Genomic DNA, 17,318 nt, shown 5'->3' with positions numbered 1-17,318 from the left:
GGCCCGTCATGCGCAGGTACAACAAGAACACCGACGAGGACGACATCCGCCAGCGGCCCAACCCCAAGGGCAACCGGCCGCGGACGACCATCCGCCCCAAGCACGAGGACGCGGCCGAGGGCTTCGTCCTGACCGTGGACCGCGGCCGGCTCACCTGCCTGGTCGAGGACCGTCCGGTGCACGCGATGAAGGCCCGCGAGCTGGGCCGCAAGGCGGCGGTGGTCGGGGACCGGGTCTGGATCGTCGGTGACCTGTCCGGCAAGAAGGACACCCTCGCCCGCATCGTGCGGATCGAGGAGCGCAAGTCCGTGCTGCGGCGCACGGCCGACGACGACGACCCGTACGAGCGCGTCGTCGTCGCCAACGCCGACCAGCTGGCCATCGTGACGGCGCTGGCCGATCCGGAACCGCGCCCCCGGATGATCGACCGCTGCCTGGTGGCCGCGTACGACGCCGGGCTGGAACCGCTGCTGGTGCTCACGAAGTCCGACCTGACCTCCGCGGACAAGATCCTGGAGATCTACTCGACCTTCGGCCTGAACTACGTGGTCACCAACCGCGAGGAGCTGGCGACGGGCGACGCGGCCGAGCGGGTGCGCGAGCGCCTGAACGGCCGGATCACCGCCTTCGTCGGCCACTCGGGCGTCGGCAAGACCACGCTGGTGAACTCGCTGGTCGCCGAGGGCCGCCAGCGCGCGACCGGCGTGGTCAACTCGGTGACCGGCCGCGGCCGGCACACCACCACCTCCGCGCTCGCGCTGCCGCTGCCGGGCGGGGACGGCTGGGTCATCGACACCCCGGGCGTACGGTCCTTCGGCCTGCACCACGTGGACCCGTCCCGGGTCATCCTGGCCTTCCCGGAGCTGGTCCCGGGGACGGAGGGGTGCCCGCGCGCGTGCAGCCACGACGAACCGGACTGCGCGCTCGACAAGTGGGTGGAGGACGGCCACGCGGATCCGGCGCGGCTGTACTCGCTGCGGCGACTGCTGCAGACGCGGGAGCGCCGCGAGGGCGACTGACCGGGCGGGCGCCGGGCCGGGCGGGCGCCTGATCGAAGGGTGAAGGACCGGCGGGGTTTGCCGCCCCCGATGTCTGGTAAATGCATAATCGCACCAAGTGACGCCCGGGCCCGGCCCTTGAGCGCGTCACATGACGCGGGGAGGCGTACGCCATGGCGTGGCTGCTGGTCGTGGTCGCCGGGATCCTGGAAACGGGATTCGCGGTCTGCCTCAAGCTGTCGCACGGCTTCACCCGGCTGTGGCCGACCATCGCCTTCGCGTGCTTCGCGCTCGGCAGCTTCGGTCTGCTGACGCTGGCCCTGAAGAAGCTGGACGTGGGCCCGGCCTACGCGGTGTGGACCGGCATCGGGGCGGCCGGTACGGCGATCTACGGGATGGTCTTCCTCGGGGACCTGGTCTCCACCCTCAAGCTCGTCTCGATCTCGCTGGTGATCCTCGGCGTCATCGGGCTCCAGCTCTCGGGCTCGTCGCACTGAGCAGCCGCAGCAGCCCGGCCAGGCCCGTCCCCGGCTGCTCGGCCGGGGCGATCAGATAGGACAGCGCGATCCGCACGGCGAGCTCGCACCGCTGGGCTCCTTCCCGCCCTCCGCCCCGCTCCCCCGCCCCGAACGCGGCGCCGGCCCGCTCGCGGACCCCTCGGATCAGCTCGTCGGGCCCCAGCGCGGGCAGTCCCGGCCGGACCCCGCGGCCGGCCGGGACGGGTAAGTCGCCGTTCCAGCACCCCGTCAGCAGGGCCCGTACGAGGGGGCGCTCGCGGCCCGCGCGCACGGTCCACTCCGCGACCGCCACCGCCCCCTCGGCCGCAGCACCCGGGGCACCCCCAGCACCCGGGGCGGACAGGGCCCGGTCCACGCCGTCGAGGTACCAGGCCGCGTCGCGCCGGACCAGGGCGTGACCCAGGCCCGTCTTGCCCGCGAACTCGTTGTAGAGGGTCTGCCGCGACACTCCGGCGGCGGCGGCCACGTCGATCATCCGCACGGCCGGCCACGGGCGCGCCGCGAGCGCCGCTCCCGCCGCTTCGAGCAAGGACTCCCGGGCCGTGGGCACCGTCGCCTCCCCTGTGACACCTCCGGTCGACGCCTCCGTCAGAGTTGACGGACCGACAGATCCTGTCAAGGGTGCCCGTGCCGCACCGTGGACGCCCGCCCCGCCGTCCCGGCCGCCTCGGTAGGGTTCTGGCATGCCCGAGTATGACGATGACCTGCGCCTTGCCCTCGAACTCGCCGACGCGGCGGACGCCGCCACGATGGAGCGGTTCCGCGCCCTCGACCTGAAGGTCGAGACCAAGCCCGACATGACCCCGGTGAGCGAGGCCGACACCGCCACCGAGGAGATCATCCGGGCCGGGATCGCCGCCGCGCGGCCCTCCGACGCCATCCTGGGCGAGGAGTACGGCCTCAAGGGCGACGGCCCGCGCCGCTGGGTCGTGGACCCGATCGACGGTACGAAGAACTACGTGCGCGGCGTTCCGGTGTGGGCGACGCTGATCTCCCTCATGGAGGAGCAGGCCGACGGCGCCTTCCGTCCCGTCGTCGGCGTGGTCTCCGCGCCCGCGCTGGGCCGCCGCTGGTGGGCGGCGCGCGGCCGGGGGGCCTTCACGGGCGGCGCGCTCGCCGAGACCACCGCGCTCGGCGTCTCCGAGGTCGCCACCCTCGGCGACGCCTCCTTCGCCTACTCCTCGCTGAGCGGCTGGGAGGAGCAGGGGCGGCTGCCCGGCTTCCTGGACCTGACCCGCGCGTGCTGGCGCACGCGGGGGTACGGCGACTTCTGGCCGTACATGATGGTCGCCGAGGGCTCGCTCGACCTGTGCGCCGAGCCGGAGCTGAGCCTGTGGGACATGGCGGCCCTGGCGGTCGTGGTGGAGGAGGCCGGCGGCCGCTTCACCTCGCTCGACGGAGTGAACGGCGTGCACGGCGGCAACGCGGCGGCCTCGAACGGGTTGCTGCACGCGGAGATGCTCTCCCTGCTGCGCCCGCGCGGCTGACGCCCGCGCGGCGGGCGCGCGGCGGGCGCGCGACGCCCGCGCGCCACCGTGGCGGTGAACCTGCGCCCGTACGTGCCGAATGTGCCCCTTACGCGCCTCCTTGCCGACATTCCGCGTGCGTGGGAATCTGAGACTCCTCCCGCTTGTGCGCTTGTGAAGGGCTTCTCTAAGTGCGGCCCTTCGCGCGCACCCACCCAAGCGGGGGGACTCACCAGGAGGTGGCTCTCTTCATGCTCGTCCGTGACGCCATGAGCACCGTGATCCTCACCCTCGGACCCACTCACACCCTGCGGCAGGCGGCCTGTCTGATGTCCGGCCGGCGCGTCGGCGCCGCCGTCGTCCTCGATCCCGAACACAGCGGCATCGGCATCCTGACCGAGCGCGACATCCTCAACTCGATCGGCGCGGGCCACGATCCGGACCGGGAGTCCGTGGGCGCGCACACCACCAACAACGTGGTCTTCTGCACCCCGGACGCCACCGTGCAGGAAGCCGCCGAGGCGATGGCCCACGGCGGCTTCCGTCATCTGATCGTCCTGGAGCACGGCGGCCCGGTGGGCATCGTGTCCGTACGCGATGTCATCCGCTGCTGGGCCCCGGCGCGGCGCACCACCGTGCCCGCCTCGGTGCCCGCGTAGGAACGGCCGACGGGCCGGCGCCCCCTCACGGGGAGCACCGGCCCGTCGGCCTGCTACGGCAAGGCGTCGATCAGGCGCGGAGGGCCTGGACCGCGGCTTCCAGACGCTTGCCGAAGTCACCGTCCGCCTGGCGGAAGTTGTTGATCGCACGCTCGACGATGTCGTCGCGGGAGACCTTGGCGATGAAGCCGGAGAGGTTCTCGATCAGACGGGTCTTCTCGTCCTCCGAGTACAGGCGGTAGAGGTTGCCCGCCTGGACGAAGTCGTTGTCCTCGGAGTGCGAGGGCGCGGCGTGGTTGCCCGTGCCACCGGTGACGGCGGAGGAGACCCACAGCGGACGGTCCGTCTGGTGCGGGCCGCCGAAGCTGTTCGGCTCGTAGTTCTTGGCGCCCCCGTGGCGGCCGTCGTACAGGTGGCCGTCGCGGGAGTTGGTGCGTGCCTCGGTGGCGTGCGGGCGGTTCACCGGCAGGTGGTCGGCGTTGATGCCGACGCGGTAGCGGTGGGCGTCGCCGTAGCCGAAGAGACGGCCCTGGAGCATCTTGTCCGGGGACGGACCGATGCCGGGAACGAAGTGCGCCGGGGAGAAGATCGACTGCTCGACCTCGGCGAAGACGTTCTCCGGGTTGCGGTTGAGCTCCAGCTTGCCGATCTCGATCAGCGGGTAGTCCGCGTGCGGCCACACCTTGGTGAGGTCGAACGGGTTGAAGCGGTACTCGGCCGCCTCGGCCGCCGGCATGATCTGGACCTGGACGGTCCAGGACGGGAAGTCGCCGCGCTCGATGGACTCGCGCAGGTCGCGCTGGTGCGAGTCGGGGTCCTCACCGGCGAGCTGGTTGGCCTCGGCCTGGGTGAGGTTCTTGATGCCCTGGTCGGTCTTGAAGTGGTACTTGACCCAGAAGACCTCGCCGGCCTCGTTGTTCCACTGGAACGTGTGCGAGCCGAAGCCGTTCATGTGGCGGTAGGACGCCGGTATGCCGCGGTCACCGAACAGCCAGGTCACCTGGTGGGTGGACTCGGGAGACAGACCCCAGAAGTCCCAGACGTTGTCCGCCTCCTGCGAGCCCGTGTACGGGTCGCGCTTCTGGGTGTGGATGAAGTCGGGGAACTTGATGGCGTCCTTGATGAAGAACACCGGGGTGTTGTTGCCGACGAGGTCGTAGTTGCCCTCTTCGGTGTAGAACTTCAGCGCCCAGCCGCGGGGGTCGCGCACGGCGTCGGCCGAGCCGAGGTTGCCTGCGACGGTGGAGAAGCGCAGGAAGGTCTCGGTCTCCTTGCCGACCTCGGACAGGAACTTCGCCCGGGTCCACTGCGAGACGTCGCGGGTCAGCGTGAAGGTGCCGTACGCACCGGCGCCGCGGGCGTGCACCACGCGCTCCGGGATGCGCTCGCGGTTGAAGTGCGCGAGCTTCTCCAGCAGCAGCTGGTCCTGAACCAGAACGGGGCCGCCGATGCCGGCGGTCTCGCTGTTCTGGTTGTCAGCTACCGGAGCTCCGGCCTCCGTGGTGAGCGGTCCCTGCGTCGTCACTATGCGCCTCCTGCGTAAATTTGCTGCAAACCTGTCCTGCGCCCCTAACGTAATCGATCCTACGATGGACTTTGTCTAAGTCAAGTAAGCATCCAAATCAACACACGTTCGGGAGTTACACCGAATCCCCTCGCTGTTAGGCTGCGTACATGAGTGACCTGCTGGAACGACTTCGCGGACGCGGATGGCGCATGACCGCACAGCGGCGCGTCGTGGCCGAGGTGCTCGACGGTGACCACGTTCACCTGACGGCCGACGAGGTGCACGCGCGCGCCGTGGACAGGCTGCCGGAGATCTCCCGCGCGACCGTCTACAACACGCTGGGCGAACTCGTCACCCTGGGCGAGGTCCTGGAGGTGTCCACGGACCGGCGCGCCAAGCGGTACGACCCGAACGCCCACCGCCCCCACCAGCACCTGGTGTGCGCGCGGTGCGGGGCGATCAGGGACGTGCACCCGGCGGGCAACCCGCTGGCCGACCTGCCGGACACGGAGCGCTTCGGCTTCACGGTGTCGACGGTCGAGGTCACGTACCGCGGCGTGTGCCCCTCCTGCTCGGGGGCGTGACGGGGGCGTAGCGATGAAAGGGGGCCGGGGCTCGATGAGCCCCGGCCCCCTTTGCCGTCTGCGTACGCGAAACGACCGAAGGCCCGGATCCAGGGGATCCGGGCCTTCGGTTCTTCAGTAGCGGGGACAGGATTTGAACCTGCGACCTCTGGGTTATGAGCCCAGCGAGCTACCGAGCTGCTCCACCCCGCGTCGGTAAACCTGACTCTACGCGAGCACGGCGAGCAGATGCAAATCGGTTAACGGGGGTCTACGCGGATAGCTCCTCGGCCAGCGCCTCGCGCAGCCGGGCCGCCCGCTCGGAGACCTCCGCGGGGCCCAGTTCCATGGCGCGCACGCACCACTTCTGCCCCTCCGTCAGGTCTCCCTGCCGGGCCGCGAGCAGGCCCAGCCGCAGCGCCGCCCGCCCGTGACCGGCCACCGCCGCCCGGGTCCACCACAGCGCCGCTTCGGGCTCGTTGCCCTCGCGCGCCAGCAGCAGCCCCAGGTTGAAGGCGCCGTTGCGCGAGCCGGCCTCCGCCGCCTCCCGGTACCACCGCGCGGCGGCCCCCAGCTCGCCCCGCGCGGCGGCCAGCATGCCGACCCGGACCTGGGCACGCCGGTGCCCCAGCTCGGCGGCACGCTCGTACCACTCCTCGCTCTCGGTGCGCGCGGCTCCGCCCAGCGGTTCGCCCAGGGCCACCGGCTCCGGCGGCGGCGCCAGCGACTCCAGCAGCGCGGCCAGCCGGAAGGCGGCCTCCGCGCTGCCGCCGCCGGCCGCGCAGCGCAGGTGGCGCTCCGCCGCCCGCTCCTCGCCGTCGCGGACCAGCGCGATGCCGACCTGGAGCGCCGCGTCGGTGTGTCCCGCCGAGGCCGCCCGCTCGTACCACTTCAGGGCCGTGCGGTCCTCGTCCCGGCTGGCGAACAGGATCCCGAGGTTGAAGGCGGCGTCCACGCTCCCCGCCTCCGCGGCCTTCGAGAACCACGGCTCGGCGCCCTCCGCGTCACCGCCCTGCAGCAGCAGGATGGCCAGCGCGTTGGCCGCCTCGCGGTGTCCCGCGTACGCCGCGCGCCGGTACCACTGCTCGGCCGGCCCGGTCCGCTCCTGGGCGGCGCAGAGCAGCGCGAGGTTGTACGCCCCGTTCTGGTCGCCCGCGTCCATCGCGGCCCGGTACCACTTCTCCGCCGTCTGGGTCTCGCCGCGCGCGGCGTGCAGTGCGCCCAGCGCGTTCGCCGCGTTGCCGTCGCCGTCCTGGGCGGCCCGCAGCCACCAGGTGGCCGCGTTCTCCTCGTCACCGGCGTCGCGCAGCAGGAAGCCGAGGGCGCACGCCGCCCGTGCCTCGCCCTGCTTGGCGGAGGTGAGGTACCAGCGCCCGGCCTCCTTCAGCTCCCCGCGCGCCTCCAGCAGGGCGCCCAGGTGCAGCCCGGCGCGCCGGTGGCCGCGCGCGGCGGCCTGCCGGTACCACTGCTCCGCCTCGGCCGGGTCGCCCTTGCGCAGGTGCCGGGCCAGCCGGTACGCGGCCTCGCGGTGCCCCTGCTCCGCGGCGGCCCGGAACCACCGCTCGACACCCTTGTCCCCGCGGTGCTCCAGCAGGTCGGCGAGGCCGTAGGCCCCCAGGGCATGGCCGGATTCCGCCGCCTGGCGCATCCAGTACTCGGCGGCGGGCTCGTCGCCCCGCTCGCGGTAGTGGCGGCCCAGGGCGTGCGCGGCGGGAGCGGATCCGGCCACGGCGGCCACGCGCCACCAGCCGGCCGCCTCTTCGGGGTAGCCGCGCTGGTGCAGCAGGACGCCCAGGTTGTTGGCGGCCGCGCGGTCGCCCGCGCCGGTCGCCCCGCGCAGGTACGGCTCGGCTCCCGCGAGGTCGCCCCGGCGCAGCAGAAGAGCTCCCAGTACGCTCATCGCGCCCGGGTCCCCCTTGTCCGCGGCGACCCGGTGCCGGGCCTCCAGCGCGGCGTCGCCGGCCGCGTCGGTCAGCCCGAAGACCGCGTCGTCGAACAGCGCATCGACCGACACGACTGACACGTCCGGCGCGGTCGGCGCCGTGGCCGTGGTCCGTACCGCCCGCGTGGTCATCGCGGTCCGCACGTCAACGGCCTGAGCCGCCCCATCGGCCTCCGCATCCGATTCGGAGTCCGCCCTCACAAACCGCCCTGTCTCCAGCAGAGTTGACCTGTCCCCCATAAATCCCATCGTCGCATCACCTGCTACCCGCGTACACCTGGTATGTCGCAGTCAGTGAGGTCACTACAGCGTTTTGTCGACATGCCCACAGAGAGACAAGTCAAACACGCTCACACCCCAACTCACCCACCCCAGTGACCCCGAGTCGGCGAAAAACTCGATCGGGCATGACGAAGGCCCGGATCCATCGGATCCGGGCCTTCGTCTTCAGTAGCGGGGACAGGATTTGAACCTGCGACCTCTGGGTTATGAGCCCAGCGAGCTACCGAGCTGCTCCACCCCGCGTCGGTAAACCAACAGTAGCACGACGCGGGGTGGAACCATTACCGCTATCCGCTGGGCGTCGGGGTGGGCGCGGGCGCCGTCACCTTCGCCTCGGCCTCGATCGCCCGCTTCAGGGCGGCCTGCAGATCGCCCTGGGCCTTTCCGTACGCCGCCCAGTCGCCGGCCTTGAGCGCCGCGTCGGCGGCGTCGACCGCCTTCTGCGCGTCCGCGAGGGCCGCCTTGACCGTCGGGTCCTGGCTGCTCGGCGGCGGGGTGGTCCCGTCGCCCGGCGGGGTCGTCCCGTCGCCCGGCGGCTTGGTCGCCGACTCGGCCCCGAACACCACGTTCAGCGCCTTCTCGAGCGTGTCCTCGAAGGCCGTCTGGTCCCCGTAGGTCACCAGGACCTTCTTCAGCAGCGGGTACTTGAGGCCGCCGCCGCGCACGTACACCGGCTCGACGTAGAGCATTCCCTTGTCGAGCGGGACCGTCAGCAGGTTGCCGTACTCCACCTGGGAATCGCCCCGGCTCAGGATGTTGATCTCCTGGGCGATCTCCGGCTTGGAGTTGAATCTCGCCTGGACCAGCTTCGGTCCGTCCACCGGGTTCTGCGTGGGCAGCTTCAGCAACTGGATCTTGCCGTAGTCCGCGGTGGTGGGATCGGCGTTGACCGCCATGAAGGCGCTCAGGTTGTCCCTGCCGTTCGGCGTGAGCGTCGTGGTGAGCGAGAAGGCCTGGTTGGGATCCTTCTGGCCCGGCATCTTCATGGAGAGGTAGTACGGCGGAACCGCCGTCCCCGCCTTGGTGGTCGGGTCGTCCGGGACCGCCCAGACCTCACTGCCGCTGAGGAAGGTCTGCGGGTCCGTGACGTGGTAGCGGGTCAGGAGCTCACGCTGGACCTTGAAGAGGTCCTGCGGGTAGCGCAGGTGCTCCATCAGGGTCGGCGAGATGTCCTTCTTGACCTTCACCGTGCCGGGGAAGGCCTTCATCCACGTCTTGAGGACCGGGTCCTTGGTGTCCCACTGGTACAGCTTCACCGTGCCGTCGTAGGCGTCGACGGTGGCCTTCACCGAGTTCCGGATGTAGTTGACCTGGTTCTCCTGCGCGACCACCGCGCGCTGGGAGTTGGTCAGCGAGTCCGCCGTCGTGTCCCCGAGCTGCGTGCGGGACGCGTAGGGGTAGCCGTTGGTGGTGGTGTAGGCGTCCACGATCCACTGGACCCGGCCGTCGATCACCGCCGGGTACACGGCTCCGTCGATCGTCAGCCACGGGGCGACCGCCTCGACCCGAGCCTTGGGCGTGCGGTTGTAGAGGATCTTCGACTTGTCGTCGATGGCGCCGGAGTAGAGGATCTGCGGCTCGCTGAAGGCCAGGGCGTACGCGGCGCGGTTCACCGGGTTGCCCAGGCTCACCCCGCTGTCCCCCTGGTAGGTGGTCTCCTTCTCGCCCGCGTCGTTGGCGTAGTCGAGCTCCTTCTGCGGTCCGCCGACGATCGAGTACTGCTTCGTCTGCTCGCCGTAGTAGATCCGCTGCTCGTAGTCCCCGAGGTCGCCCTTCGCCGGCAGGCCCGACTCGGTGAACAGCGGCTCCCCGTTCGAGGTCACCTCGGTGCCCTTGGCCGCGACCACACCGAATCCGTGGGTGTAACGGAAGTGGTCGTTGATCCAGTTGTTCTTCGGGATGCCCGCGAGGTTGATCTCACGGAGCCCGATGACCGTGTCCTGGCCCTTGTACCGGTCGACCGCCAGCGTGGCCGGGAAACCGTAGTAGCCCTTGTTCTGCTGGAGCTGCTGGAAGGCCGGGGACACGATGTTCGGGTCGAGCAGGCGGATGCTCGCCGTGGTGTTGGCGTCCTGGCGGAGCTGCTTCTTGTCCGCCTTGGGGTCCGGCAGGCCCGGATAGTCCGTGACCGAGGCGTCGGCGACCCCGTAGGCGTCGCGCGTCGCCTTGATGTTCTTCTGGACGTACGGGGATTCCTTGGCCTGCTCGTTCGGCTGGACCTGGAACTTCTGCACGATCGCCGGGTACAGCCCGCCGATCAGGATCGCCGAGAGCACCATCAGGCCGAAGCCGATGACCGGGAGCTGCCAGGTGCGGCGCCACAGCGTCGCGAAGAACAGCACCGCGCAGATCGCCGCGATGGCGACCAGGATCGTCTTGGCCGGCAGGTACGCGTTGGCGTCGACGTAGCGCAGGCCGGTCCAGTTGTCCGCGGCCTTGAAGTCGCTGGACTTCACCGCGAGGCCGTACCGGTCGAGCCAGTACGCGACCGCCTTGAGCGTGACGAAGAGGCCGAGCAGCACCGACAGGTGGCCGGTCGCCGCGGCGGTGGCCCGCGCACCCGGGCTGGTGACGCGCAGTCCCCCGTAGAGGTAGTGCACGACGGCGGCGGCGATCACCGAGAGCACGACCGCGGCGAAGCCGAAGCCGAGCAGGAAGCGGTACCAGGGCAGGTCGAAGGTGTAGAACGACACGTCCAGGTTGAACTGGGGGTCCTTCGTGCCGAAGGGCACCCCGTTCACGTACATCAGCCAGGTCTTCCACTGGCCCGCCGCCGAGGCGCCCGCGATGAGGCCGACCAGGGCGGAGATGCCGAGGAGCAGCCACTTGCGGTACGGCGCGACGGTCATCCGGTAGCGGTCGAGGCTCTGCTGCTCCATCGACATCGCGCTGAGCGGCGGGCGCAGCCGGTGGGCCAGCCAGATGTTCAGCCCGACGGCACCGGCCATGAGGAGGCCGAAGACGGCGAAGAGGCCGACCTTGGTCCACAGGGTGGTGGTGAAGACGGTGGAGTAGTTGACGGAGCGGAACCAGAGCCAGTCCGTCCAGAAGCCGGCGAACATGATGAACGCCATGGCCAGGACGGCCAGCACGCCCAAGGTCATCAGAAGAGTCCGGGCGCGCCGGGACGGGCGGCCGACTCTCATCCGTGGCCCGGAGGGGCCTCCGCCGCGGTCCGGCATCTGGAAAGCCAAGGTGCGCACCTCGAAAGTCGCTGTGTGTAAGTGATGCTGAGAGTTTTCAAAGCATGGGCCCCCGATCGTAGAGCCCACTCATGCAACTTACTGAGGCTTTAGTCAGTTCCCGGTATCCGGGGGAAAGGAGGCAGGATGTTGCCCATGTCCAACCTTTCGCCGTCCCCCGGCACCCCTATGGCGGCAAGCCCGCTGACCCGTGCCGTCCTCGAAATCGACGAGTACGCCTCCACCCTCGGCTGGGACAAGCCCGCCCGGCTCTTCGCCCTGGTCGACACGGCCAGGCTGCGCAAGGAGGCGCCGGGCGTCGCCCGCCAGCTCGGCCTCGACCAGGACGACACGGGCAAGAACCAGCTCACCCCGATCGAGCAGGACGAGGTACCGGCCGGAACCCCGCTGGACAAGTTCCTGGGAACCCTCGCCTGGCCCCCGTCGATCCTGGGCTGCGCGCTGACCGTGGAGCGGCTCATGCTGCCCCCGTCGGCGGAGTCCTCCGTACCGGAGGGGCTCACCGACAAGCAGCTCACCCAGTGGGTCGCCACCCACCCGGAGCGCCAGGAGGTCCGGCTGACCGTGGGCGTCCTGCGCGACGGATCGCGCGAGTCGGCCGTGCGGCTGCGGGACAAGGACTCGGCGAACGAGGTGCTGACCGGCGCGACGCTGGTGCCGGGGCTCGCCGAGGCACTGGCCGCGACCTTCCTCGACTAGGCCGTCCGCGGGCCGGCGGCGGGGAAACGGTCAGGGCTTGGCGCTGCACTGCGTCAGCCCGGCCGTGTCCCCCTTGCTGATCTTCTGCAGCGCCTTCACGGCGTCGTCGATGGTGGAGACCTTCACGAGCGTCAGCCCGTCGGGCACGTCGCCCGCGGCGGCGGCGCAGTTCTCGGCGGGGGTCAGGAAGTACTGGGCGCCGGCTTGCCGGGCGCCGATGGTCTTCATCTGGATGCCGCCGATCGGGCCGACCTTGCCCGCGTCGTCGATGGTGCCGGTGCCGGCGACGAACTTGCCGCCGGTGAGGTTCTCCGGGGTGAGCTTGTCGACGATGCCGAGCGCGAACATCAGGCCGGCGCTGGGGCCGCCGACGTCGGCGAGCTTGATGTCGATGGTGAACGGGAAGGTGTGGTCGGTCCCGGCCCGGATGCCGACGATGGCGTGACCGTCGCCCTCCGCCTTGCCGGCGATGACCGTGACCTTCGTCGTGCGGGTGGGCTCGCGGTGCGCCTTCTCGGCCTCTGCGGCCTCGGCCGCGGGCACGATGGTGAACTCGACCGGCTCGCCGGGCTTGTGCTTGGTGACCAGCTTGGCCACGTCCTCGGGGGCCTTGACCGGGGTCCCGTCCACCGCCTTGATGACGTCTCCGGCGTGCAGCTTGCCCTCGGAGGGGCTGTCCTTGACCACGGACGCGACGATCACGCGGGCGGCGACCGGGATGCCGAGCTGCTTGAGGGCGGCCACCTTGGCGCTCTCCTGCGACTGGCTGAACTCCTCGGCGTTCTCCTGCGTGGACTCCTGCTCCGTCTTGCCGTCCGGGTACAGGTTCTCGTGCGGTACGACGATGTTGTCGCCCGCCGCCCAGCCGTACACGGCCTCCAGCAGGTTCATGTCGTAGTCCGCACCGGTGACGCGGACCGTCGTCATGTTCAGGTGCCCGGTGGTCGGGTACGTCTTGTGCCCCGAGATCTTCAGGACGGGCTCGCCGTGCGAGTCCCCGAGCGTGTTCACGGTCGGGCCCGGACTCATCTCGGAGTACGGGGCCTTCATGAAGACTCCCGCGCAGAGCAGCGCGAAGAGCATGAGGGTGGAGGCGAGCATCGTCGCAGTGCGGCGTGGCATGGATCGACAGTACGTGACGGCCCTGACGAGCGGCCCCCGGGGCCGGTCCGTACGGGGGGCCCGCCGCCGCGTCAGACGGAGTCGACGGTGTCCTTGTTGCGCTGCGCGTCCGCGCCCGCGCCCGCCTTCGCGGCGCCCGGTTCGCTCTGGCCCATGGCCTCGCGGAACCGCGCGTAGCCCGCCAGCTCGGATATGTCGCCGGCCGTGCGGTCGCGTGCCGCCCAGCTACCCCATATCGCCGCTCCGATCGCGGCGAACAGCGGAATCAGCAACCACGCCAAAGACGCCATGGGCGTGTCTCCCTACCCCGAGTTACATGTTGTTGGTGGCTTCAACGCTGCTGCCCGGGAGGGGGTTACGCAAATCGAGGGCGTGTTGCGCGTCCGAACGGGGCAATCAGCAGGCGCCGACCCACTCCTCCGTGCCGTCCGAGAAGGTCTGGTGCTTCCAGATCGGGACCTCGTGCTTGAGGTCGTCGATCAGCATCCGGGCGGCCTCGAAGGCCTCGCCGCGGTGCGGGCAGGAAACGGCGACGATCACCGCGAGGTCGCCGACGGCCAGGTCGCCGATGCGGTGGACGGCGGCCAGGGCGCGGACCGGGTACTTCCCCACGACCCGCTCGGCGACGCGGCGCATCTCCGCCTCGGCCGAGGGGTGGCAGGAGTAGCCGAGCTGGTCGACGTCCGCCCCGCTGTCGTGGTCGCGCACCGTGCCGACGAAGAGCGTCGTGCCGCCCGTCGCGTCGTCGCCGACGGCCTGGAAGACCTCGTCGATGGAAAGCGGGGTCTCACGGATTTCGAGCAGCCGGATCGGGTCCGGAGCGGCGTGCTCGCCGGGGTGGTCGAAGTGCGGTGCCATACCTTCCATCGTGCCCTAGCCGCCGACCCGGCGGAATAGCAGTTTCACCAGGTCCCCACCGGCCCCCTTGGAAGCCTCCTACAGAAACCACCGGGTCGCGGCGCCCCGCACGGGCAGCCTGCCCGTGCGGGGGTCCGGGGGCGGCGCCCCCGGGAACGGTGCCGCCCCGGAGGCCGCGCCCCGGCCCCGCGCGGAGTCAGATGCCCCGGCGGCGGCGCGCGGCGCGGATCGCGGCCGCGGCGCCCAGCAGCGCGACGGTGGCACCCGCGGCACCGGCCGCCGTGGCGTCCTTGCGGCCCAGTCGGCGCCCCGCCACCGTGTGCCGGCCCGCGACCTCCTGGAGGAGCTCAGCCAGCACCTCCTCGTTGGTCCAGCGCGGCCGCCACCCCGCCGCGTGCAGCCCGCTGACGCTGACCACCCAGGGGTGCATCGTGTACGCGAGGTCCCCCGCGGGGGACGGGGTGAGGCCGATGCGGTGCAGCCTGGCCGCCGCGCCCAGGGCCACGGCCGACGGGAGCTCCATGCGGCGGATGCCGCTCAGCTCCTCGACCTCCTCCTGTTCGAGCCAGCCCTCGCAGCCGACCGCCAGCTCTCCTTCGACCTTCTCCAGGGCCGCGTACTCCAGCGCGCTGACCAGGTCCTCGATGTGGCAGAACTGCCAGGTCGGACGGGAGCCCGCCACCACCAGGAGGCGCGGGGACTCGAAGTAGCGGGTCAGCGCGGTGTCCGTGCCGCCGACCAGGACCGCCGGGCGGATCACGGTGACGTTCAGGCCGGGGTGCGCGCGCGGCGCCCGGCGGCCCAGCCGCTCGATCTCCAGCAGGTCGCCGACGCCGGTCGCCTCGGCGGTGGCGCGCAGCTCGGCGTCCTCGGAGAGGGGGATGTCGTTGTCCGGCAACGCCCCGTAGACCATGGCCGAGGTGCAGAGCACGACCCGGTGCACTCCGGCCGCCGCGGCGGCGGTGAGCACGGTCTGGGTCCCCCGCACGTTGTACGCCGTACGGGCCGCCGGGTCCGTCTCCAGGTCGAGGTCGAGGGCCAGGTGCACCACGACGTCCGCGCCGCGCAGTTTCTCCGCGATCGCGGGGTCCCGTACGTCCAGGAGGTGCCACTGCGCGTCGGCGCACTCACCGCGCCGCTCGTCGATCGCGACGACCTGCTTGACCTCCTCGGACGCGGCCAGCCTGGTCACCAGCGCCGCCCCGACCCCGGAGGCGGCGCCGGTCACGGCGATCACGGGGCCTCGGCGCGCGGAACCGCCCGGGTTTCGCGTCCGGCGAACGCCCGGGGCGTCCTCGCCGTGCTCAGGGCGGTCTTCCGGGCCCTGTTCGTCCAAAGCGTGCGGATCTGGGGAACTCACCAGGCGTCTCCAGCGGTTGTCTTCAGTAGGACGCGCCGTGACGCGGACCCACCAGTTGATGTCCATCCTGCCGCAGCCCAGGAGTCAGCGGAGCACCGAGCCCGGAAGCGGGGTCTGGTGTCTACGCTGGGTGGTGTTGTCGACCCATTGCCCGCCGGCCCCGCCGGCGGCCCTACGAGCCGAGGAAACCCGTGAGCGACACCCCATTCGGATTCGGCCTTCCGCCCGAGGAGCCGGACAACGGCGACGAGGGCAAGCAGAAGGGCAACCAGGGCGGTCAGGGCGGCCCGAATCCGTTCGGGTTCGGCACGGGCCTGCCCGGCGGCTCCGGCGGCCCGGGCGACGCCGACAACCCCTTCGCCGCCATGTTCGGTTCCATGAACCCGAACGACCTCGGCGCCGCCTTCCAGCAGCTCGGCCAGATGCTGAGCTACGAGGGCGGTCCGGTCAACTGGGACATGGCCAAGGACATCGCCCGCCAGACCGTGGCCCAGGGCACCTCGGACGGGGTCAAGGACGCCAGCGTGGGCCTCGCCGAGAAGTCGGCGGTCGAGGAGGCCGTGCGCCTCGCCGACCACTGGCTCGACGACGTCACCTCGCTGCCGTCGGGCGCCGCCACCGCCGTGGCGTGGAGCCGCGCCGAATGGGTCGAGGCGACCCTGCCGGTGTGGAAGGAGCTCGTGGACCCGGTCGCCGAGCGCGTCGGCGCGGCCATGGGCAGCGTCCTGCCGGAGGAGATGCAGGCCATGGCGGGCCCGCTGCTCGGCATGATGCGCTCCATGGGCGGGGCCATGTTCGGCCAGCAGATCGGCCAGGCCGTGGGCACCCTCGCGGGCGAGGTCGTGGGCTCGACCGACGTCGGGCTCCCGCTGGGCCCGGCCGGCAAGGCGGCCCTGCTGCCGCTGAACATCGAGAGCTTCGGCAAGGACCTGGGCGTCTCCTCCGACGAGGTGCGGCTGTACCTGGCACTGCGCGAGGCCGCGCACGCGCGCCTCTTCGCGCACGTGCCGTGGCTGCGCTCGCACCTCTTCGGCGCCGTCGAGGGGTACGCGCGGGGCATCAAGGTCGACACCTCGAAGCTGGAGGACGTGGTCGGCCAGCTCGACCCGTCGAACCCGGAGCAGCTTCAGGAAGCCCTCCAGGGCGGCATGTTCCAGCCGCAGGACACCCCCGAGCAGAAGGCCGCGCTGGCCCGTCTGGAGACGGCGCTCGCGCTGGTCGAGGGCTGGGTGGACGCGGTCGTGCACGAGGCCGCCAAGCCCCGGCTGACCTCGGCCGACGCCATGCGCGAGACCATGCGCCGGCGGCGCGCCTCGGGCGGTCCGGCGGAGCAGACCTTCGCGACGCTGATCGGGCTGGAGCTGCGTCCGCGCCGGCTGCGCGACGCCTCCCGGCTGTGGGCCTCGCTCACGGACGCGCGCGGCGTGGACGGGCGCGACGGGCTGTGGGAGCACCCGGACATGCTGCCGACCGCTTCCGACCTGGACGACCCGGACGGGTTCGTGCACCGCGAGCAGCTGGACTTCTCCGAGATCGACAAGATGCTGGGCGAGGCCGCCCAGAAGCGCGAGCAGGACGGCGACGACAAGAAGTGACCCTGCACGAAGACGCGGTCCTGGTCCTCAAGGGCTACGAGGGCCAGCCCGAGCTGCGCGACGTCTACCTGGAGCACCTCGCGGCCCATCCGGACGGGGTCTACAAGCCCTGCGGGGCGGGCCACATCACCGGCAGCGCGCTGGTGATCGACCCGGAGCGGGAGCGCGTCCTGCTGACCCTGCACAAGAAGCTGGGCATGTGGCTCCAGATGGGCGGGCACTGCGAGCCGGGTGACGCCACCCTCGCCGGGGCGGCCATGCGCGAGGCCCGCGAGGAGTCCGGCATCACCGCCGGACTGACCCTGCTGCCCGGCGGCCCGGTGCTCCTGGACCGGCACCCGATCCCGGCTCCGTGCAACTGGCACCTGGACGTGCAGTACGCGGCTCTGGCGCCCGCCGGCGCCCTCGAAGCGATCAGCGACGAGTCGCTGGACCTGCGCTGGTTCCCGTACGCCCGGGTGGCGGAGGTGGCCGACGCCTCGGTGGTGCGGCTGCTGGAGGCGACCCTGGCCCGGCTCTGAGCCGGCCGGACACGGGAAGGGGCGG

Annotated in this window: 16 protein-coding genes and 2 tRNA genes; 8 read left to right on the top strand and 10 right to left on the bottom strand. The window is 71.4% G+C overall.

The features are described 5' to 3' along the window. The first annotated feature begins 8 nt into the window (after window positions 1–8). Window positions 9–1,019: a ribosome small subunit-dependent GTPase A gene (gene rsgA, locus ACIQV3_RS13315; protein ID WP_403712517.1), complete on the top strand. Its 1,011-nt coding sequence runs from the start codon at window positions 9–11 to the stop codon at window positions 1,017–1,019. 152 nt (window positions 1,020–1,171) lie between these two features. Further along, window positions 1,172–1,495 carry a multidrug efflux SMR transporter gene (locus ACIQV3_RS13310; RefSeq protein ID WP_112447780.1) on the top strand — a complete coding sequence of 108 codons (324 nt, stop codon included), beginning with the start codon at window positions 1,172–1,174 and terminating at the stop codon, window positions 1,493–1,495. On the opposite strand, the gene ACIQV3_RS13305 is transcribed toward ACIQV3_RS13310, so the two are convergent. Next, entirely contained in the window at window positions 1,461–2,066 is a 606-nt protein-coding gene (locus ACIQV3_RS13305; RefSeq protein ID WP_403712516.1) for a TetR/AcrR family transcriptional regulator, read from the bottom strand. The two genes, ACIQV3_RS13310 and ACIQV3_RS13305, sit on opposite strands and share 35 nt — an antisense overlap. A 133-nt stretch (window positions 2,067–2,199) precedes the next feature. On the opposite strand from ACIQV3_RS13305, the gene hisN reads away from it, so the two are divergent. Continuing rightward, complete coding sequence (gene hisN, locus ACIQV3_RS13300) at window positions 2,200–3,003, top strand: histidinol-phosphatase (RefSeq protein ID WP_403712515.1); 804 nt, start codon at window positions 2,200–2,202, stop codon at window positions 3,001–3,003. 230 nt (window positions 3,004–3,233) lie between these two features. After that, a complete protein-coding gene (locus ACIQV3_RS13295; protein WP_250750305.1) occupies window positions 3,234–3,641 on the top strand; it encodes a cyclic nucleotide-binding/CBS domain-containing protein in 408 nt (135 codons plus the stop codon). 70 nt (window positions 3,642–3,711) lie between these two features. Here the strand turns inward: ACIQV3_RS13295 and ACIQV3_RS13290 are convergent, their stop codons facing one another. After that, window positions 3,712–5,166, bottom strand: coding sequence for a catalase (locus ACIQV3_RS13290; protein WP_403712514.1), 1,455 nt, complete (start codon window positions 5,164–5,166; stop codon window positions 3,712–3,714). A gap of 149 nt (window positions 5,167–5,315) precedes the next feature. Here ACIQV3_RS13290 and ACIQV3_RS13285 point away from each other — a divergent pair, with 149 nt between their 5' ends. After that, entirely contained in the window at window positions 5,316–5,732 is a 417-nt protein-coding gene (locus ACIQV3_RS13285; RefSeq protein WP_403712513.1) for a Fur family transcriptional regulator, read from the top strand. Between the two features lie 118 nt (window positions 5,733–5,850). On the opposite strand, the gene ACIQV3_RS13280 is transcribed toward ACIQV3_RS13285, so the two are convergent. The 4 genes from ACIQV3_RS13280 to ACIQV3_RS13265 form a co-directional block, all read right to left on the bottom strand. Further along, window positions 5,851–5,924 (bottom strand) — tRNA-Met (locus ACIQV3_RS13280). 58 nt (window positions 5,925–5,982) lie between these two features. Next, entirely contained in the window at window positions 5,983–7,902 is a 1,920-nt protein-coding gene (locus tag ACIQV3_RS13275) for a tetratricopeptide repeat protein (protein ID WP_403712512.1), read from the bottom strand. 202 nt (window positions 7,903–8,104) lie between these two features. Beyond that, window positions 8,105–8,178 (bottom strand) — tRNA-Met (locus ACIQV3_RS13270). Between the two features lie 44 nt (window positions 8,179–8,222). After that, window positions 8,223–11,138 (bottom strand): UPF0182 family protein, encoded by a 2,916-nt coding sequence (locus ACIQV3_RS13265; RefSeq protein WP_403712511.1) that lies wholly within the window; start codon window positions 11,136–11,138, stop codon window positions 8,223–8,225. 126 nt (window positions 11,139–11,264) lie between these two features. On the opposite strand from ACIQV3_RS13265, the gene ACIQV3_RS13260 reads away from it, so the two are divergent. Then, entirely contained in the window at window positions 11,265–11,837 is a 573-nt protein-coding gene (locus ACIQV3_RS13260) for a PPA1309 family protein (RefSeq protein WP_403712510.1), read from the top strand. A 30-nt stretch (window positions 11,838–11,867) separates the two neighbouring features. Here the strand turns inward: ACIQV3_RS13260 and ACIQV3_RS13255 are convergent, their stop codons facing one another. The 4 genes from ACIQV3_RS13255 to ACIQV3_RS13240 form a co-directional block, all read right to left on the bottom strand. Further along, window positions 11,868–12,959 (bottom strand): PDZ domain-containing protein, encoded by a 1,092-nt coding sequence (locus ACIQV3_RS13255; RefSeq protein WP_403712509.1) that lies wholly within the window; start codon window positions 12,957–12,959, stop codon window positions 11,868–11,870. 71 nt (window positions 12,960–13,030) lie between these two features. Continuing rightward, window positions 13,031–13,249 carry a hypothetical protein gene (locus ACIQV3_RS13250; RefSeq protein WP_403712507.1) on the bottom strand — a complete coding sequence of 73 codons (219 nt, stop codon included), beginning with the start codon at window positions 13,247–13,249 and terminating at the stop codon, window positions 13,031–13,033. A gap of 106 nt (window positions 13,250–13,355) precedes the next feature. After that, the gene (locus ACIQV3_RS13245) at window positions 13,356–13,817 is read right to left on the bottom strand and encodes a molybdenum cofactor biosynthesis protein MoaE (RefSeq protein ID WP_403712506.1); all 462 of its coding nucleotides are present in this window, start codon (window positions 13,815–13,817) and stop codon (window positions 13,356–13,358) included. A 196-nt stretch (window positions 13,818–14,013) separates the two neighbouring features. Further along, window positions 14,014–15,177, bottom strand: a complete 1,164-nt coding sequence (locus tag ACIQV3_RS13240) for an SDR family oxidoreductase (RefSeq protein WP_403712505.1) — start codon at window positions 15,175–15,177, stop codon at window positions 14,014–14,016. A 191-nt stretch (window positions 15,178–15,368) separates the two neighbouring features. On the opposite strand from ACIQV3_RS13240, the gene ACIQV3_RS13235 reads away from it, so the two are divergent. Further along, window positions 15,369–16,772, top strand: a complete 1,404-nt coding sequence (locus ACIQV3_RS13235) for a zinc-dependent metalloprotease (RefSeq protein ID WP_403712504.1) — start codon at window positions 15,369–15,371, stop codon at window positions 16,770–16,772. After that, complete coding sequence (locus ACIQV3_RS13230) at window positions 16,769–17,293, top strand: NUDIX hydrolase (protein WP_403712503.1); 525 nt, start codon at window positions 16,769–16,771, stop codon at window positions 17,291–17,293. The genes ACIQV3_RS13235 and ACIQV3_RS13230 overlap by 4 nt, the downstream gene beginning before the upstream one ends. Window positions 17,294–17,318: the final 25 nt, after the last annotated feature.

It is taken from the genome of Streptomyces sp. NPDC099050 (assembly GCF_044759865.1).
Classification (GTDB): Bacteria; Actinomycetota; Actinomycetes; order Streptomycetales; family Streptomycetaceae; genus Streptomyces.
Note: the sequence above shows the minus strand (reverse complement) of the source record. Positions and strands in the feature narration are given on the sequence as shown.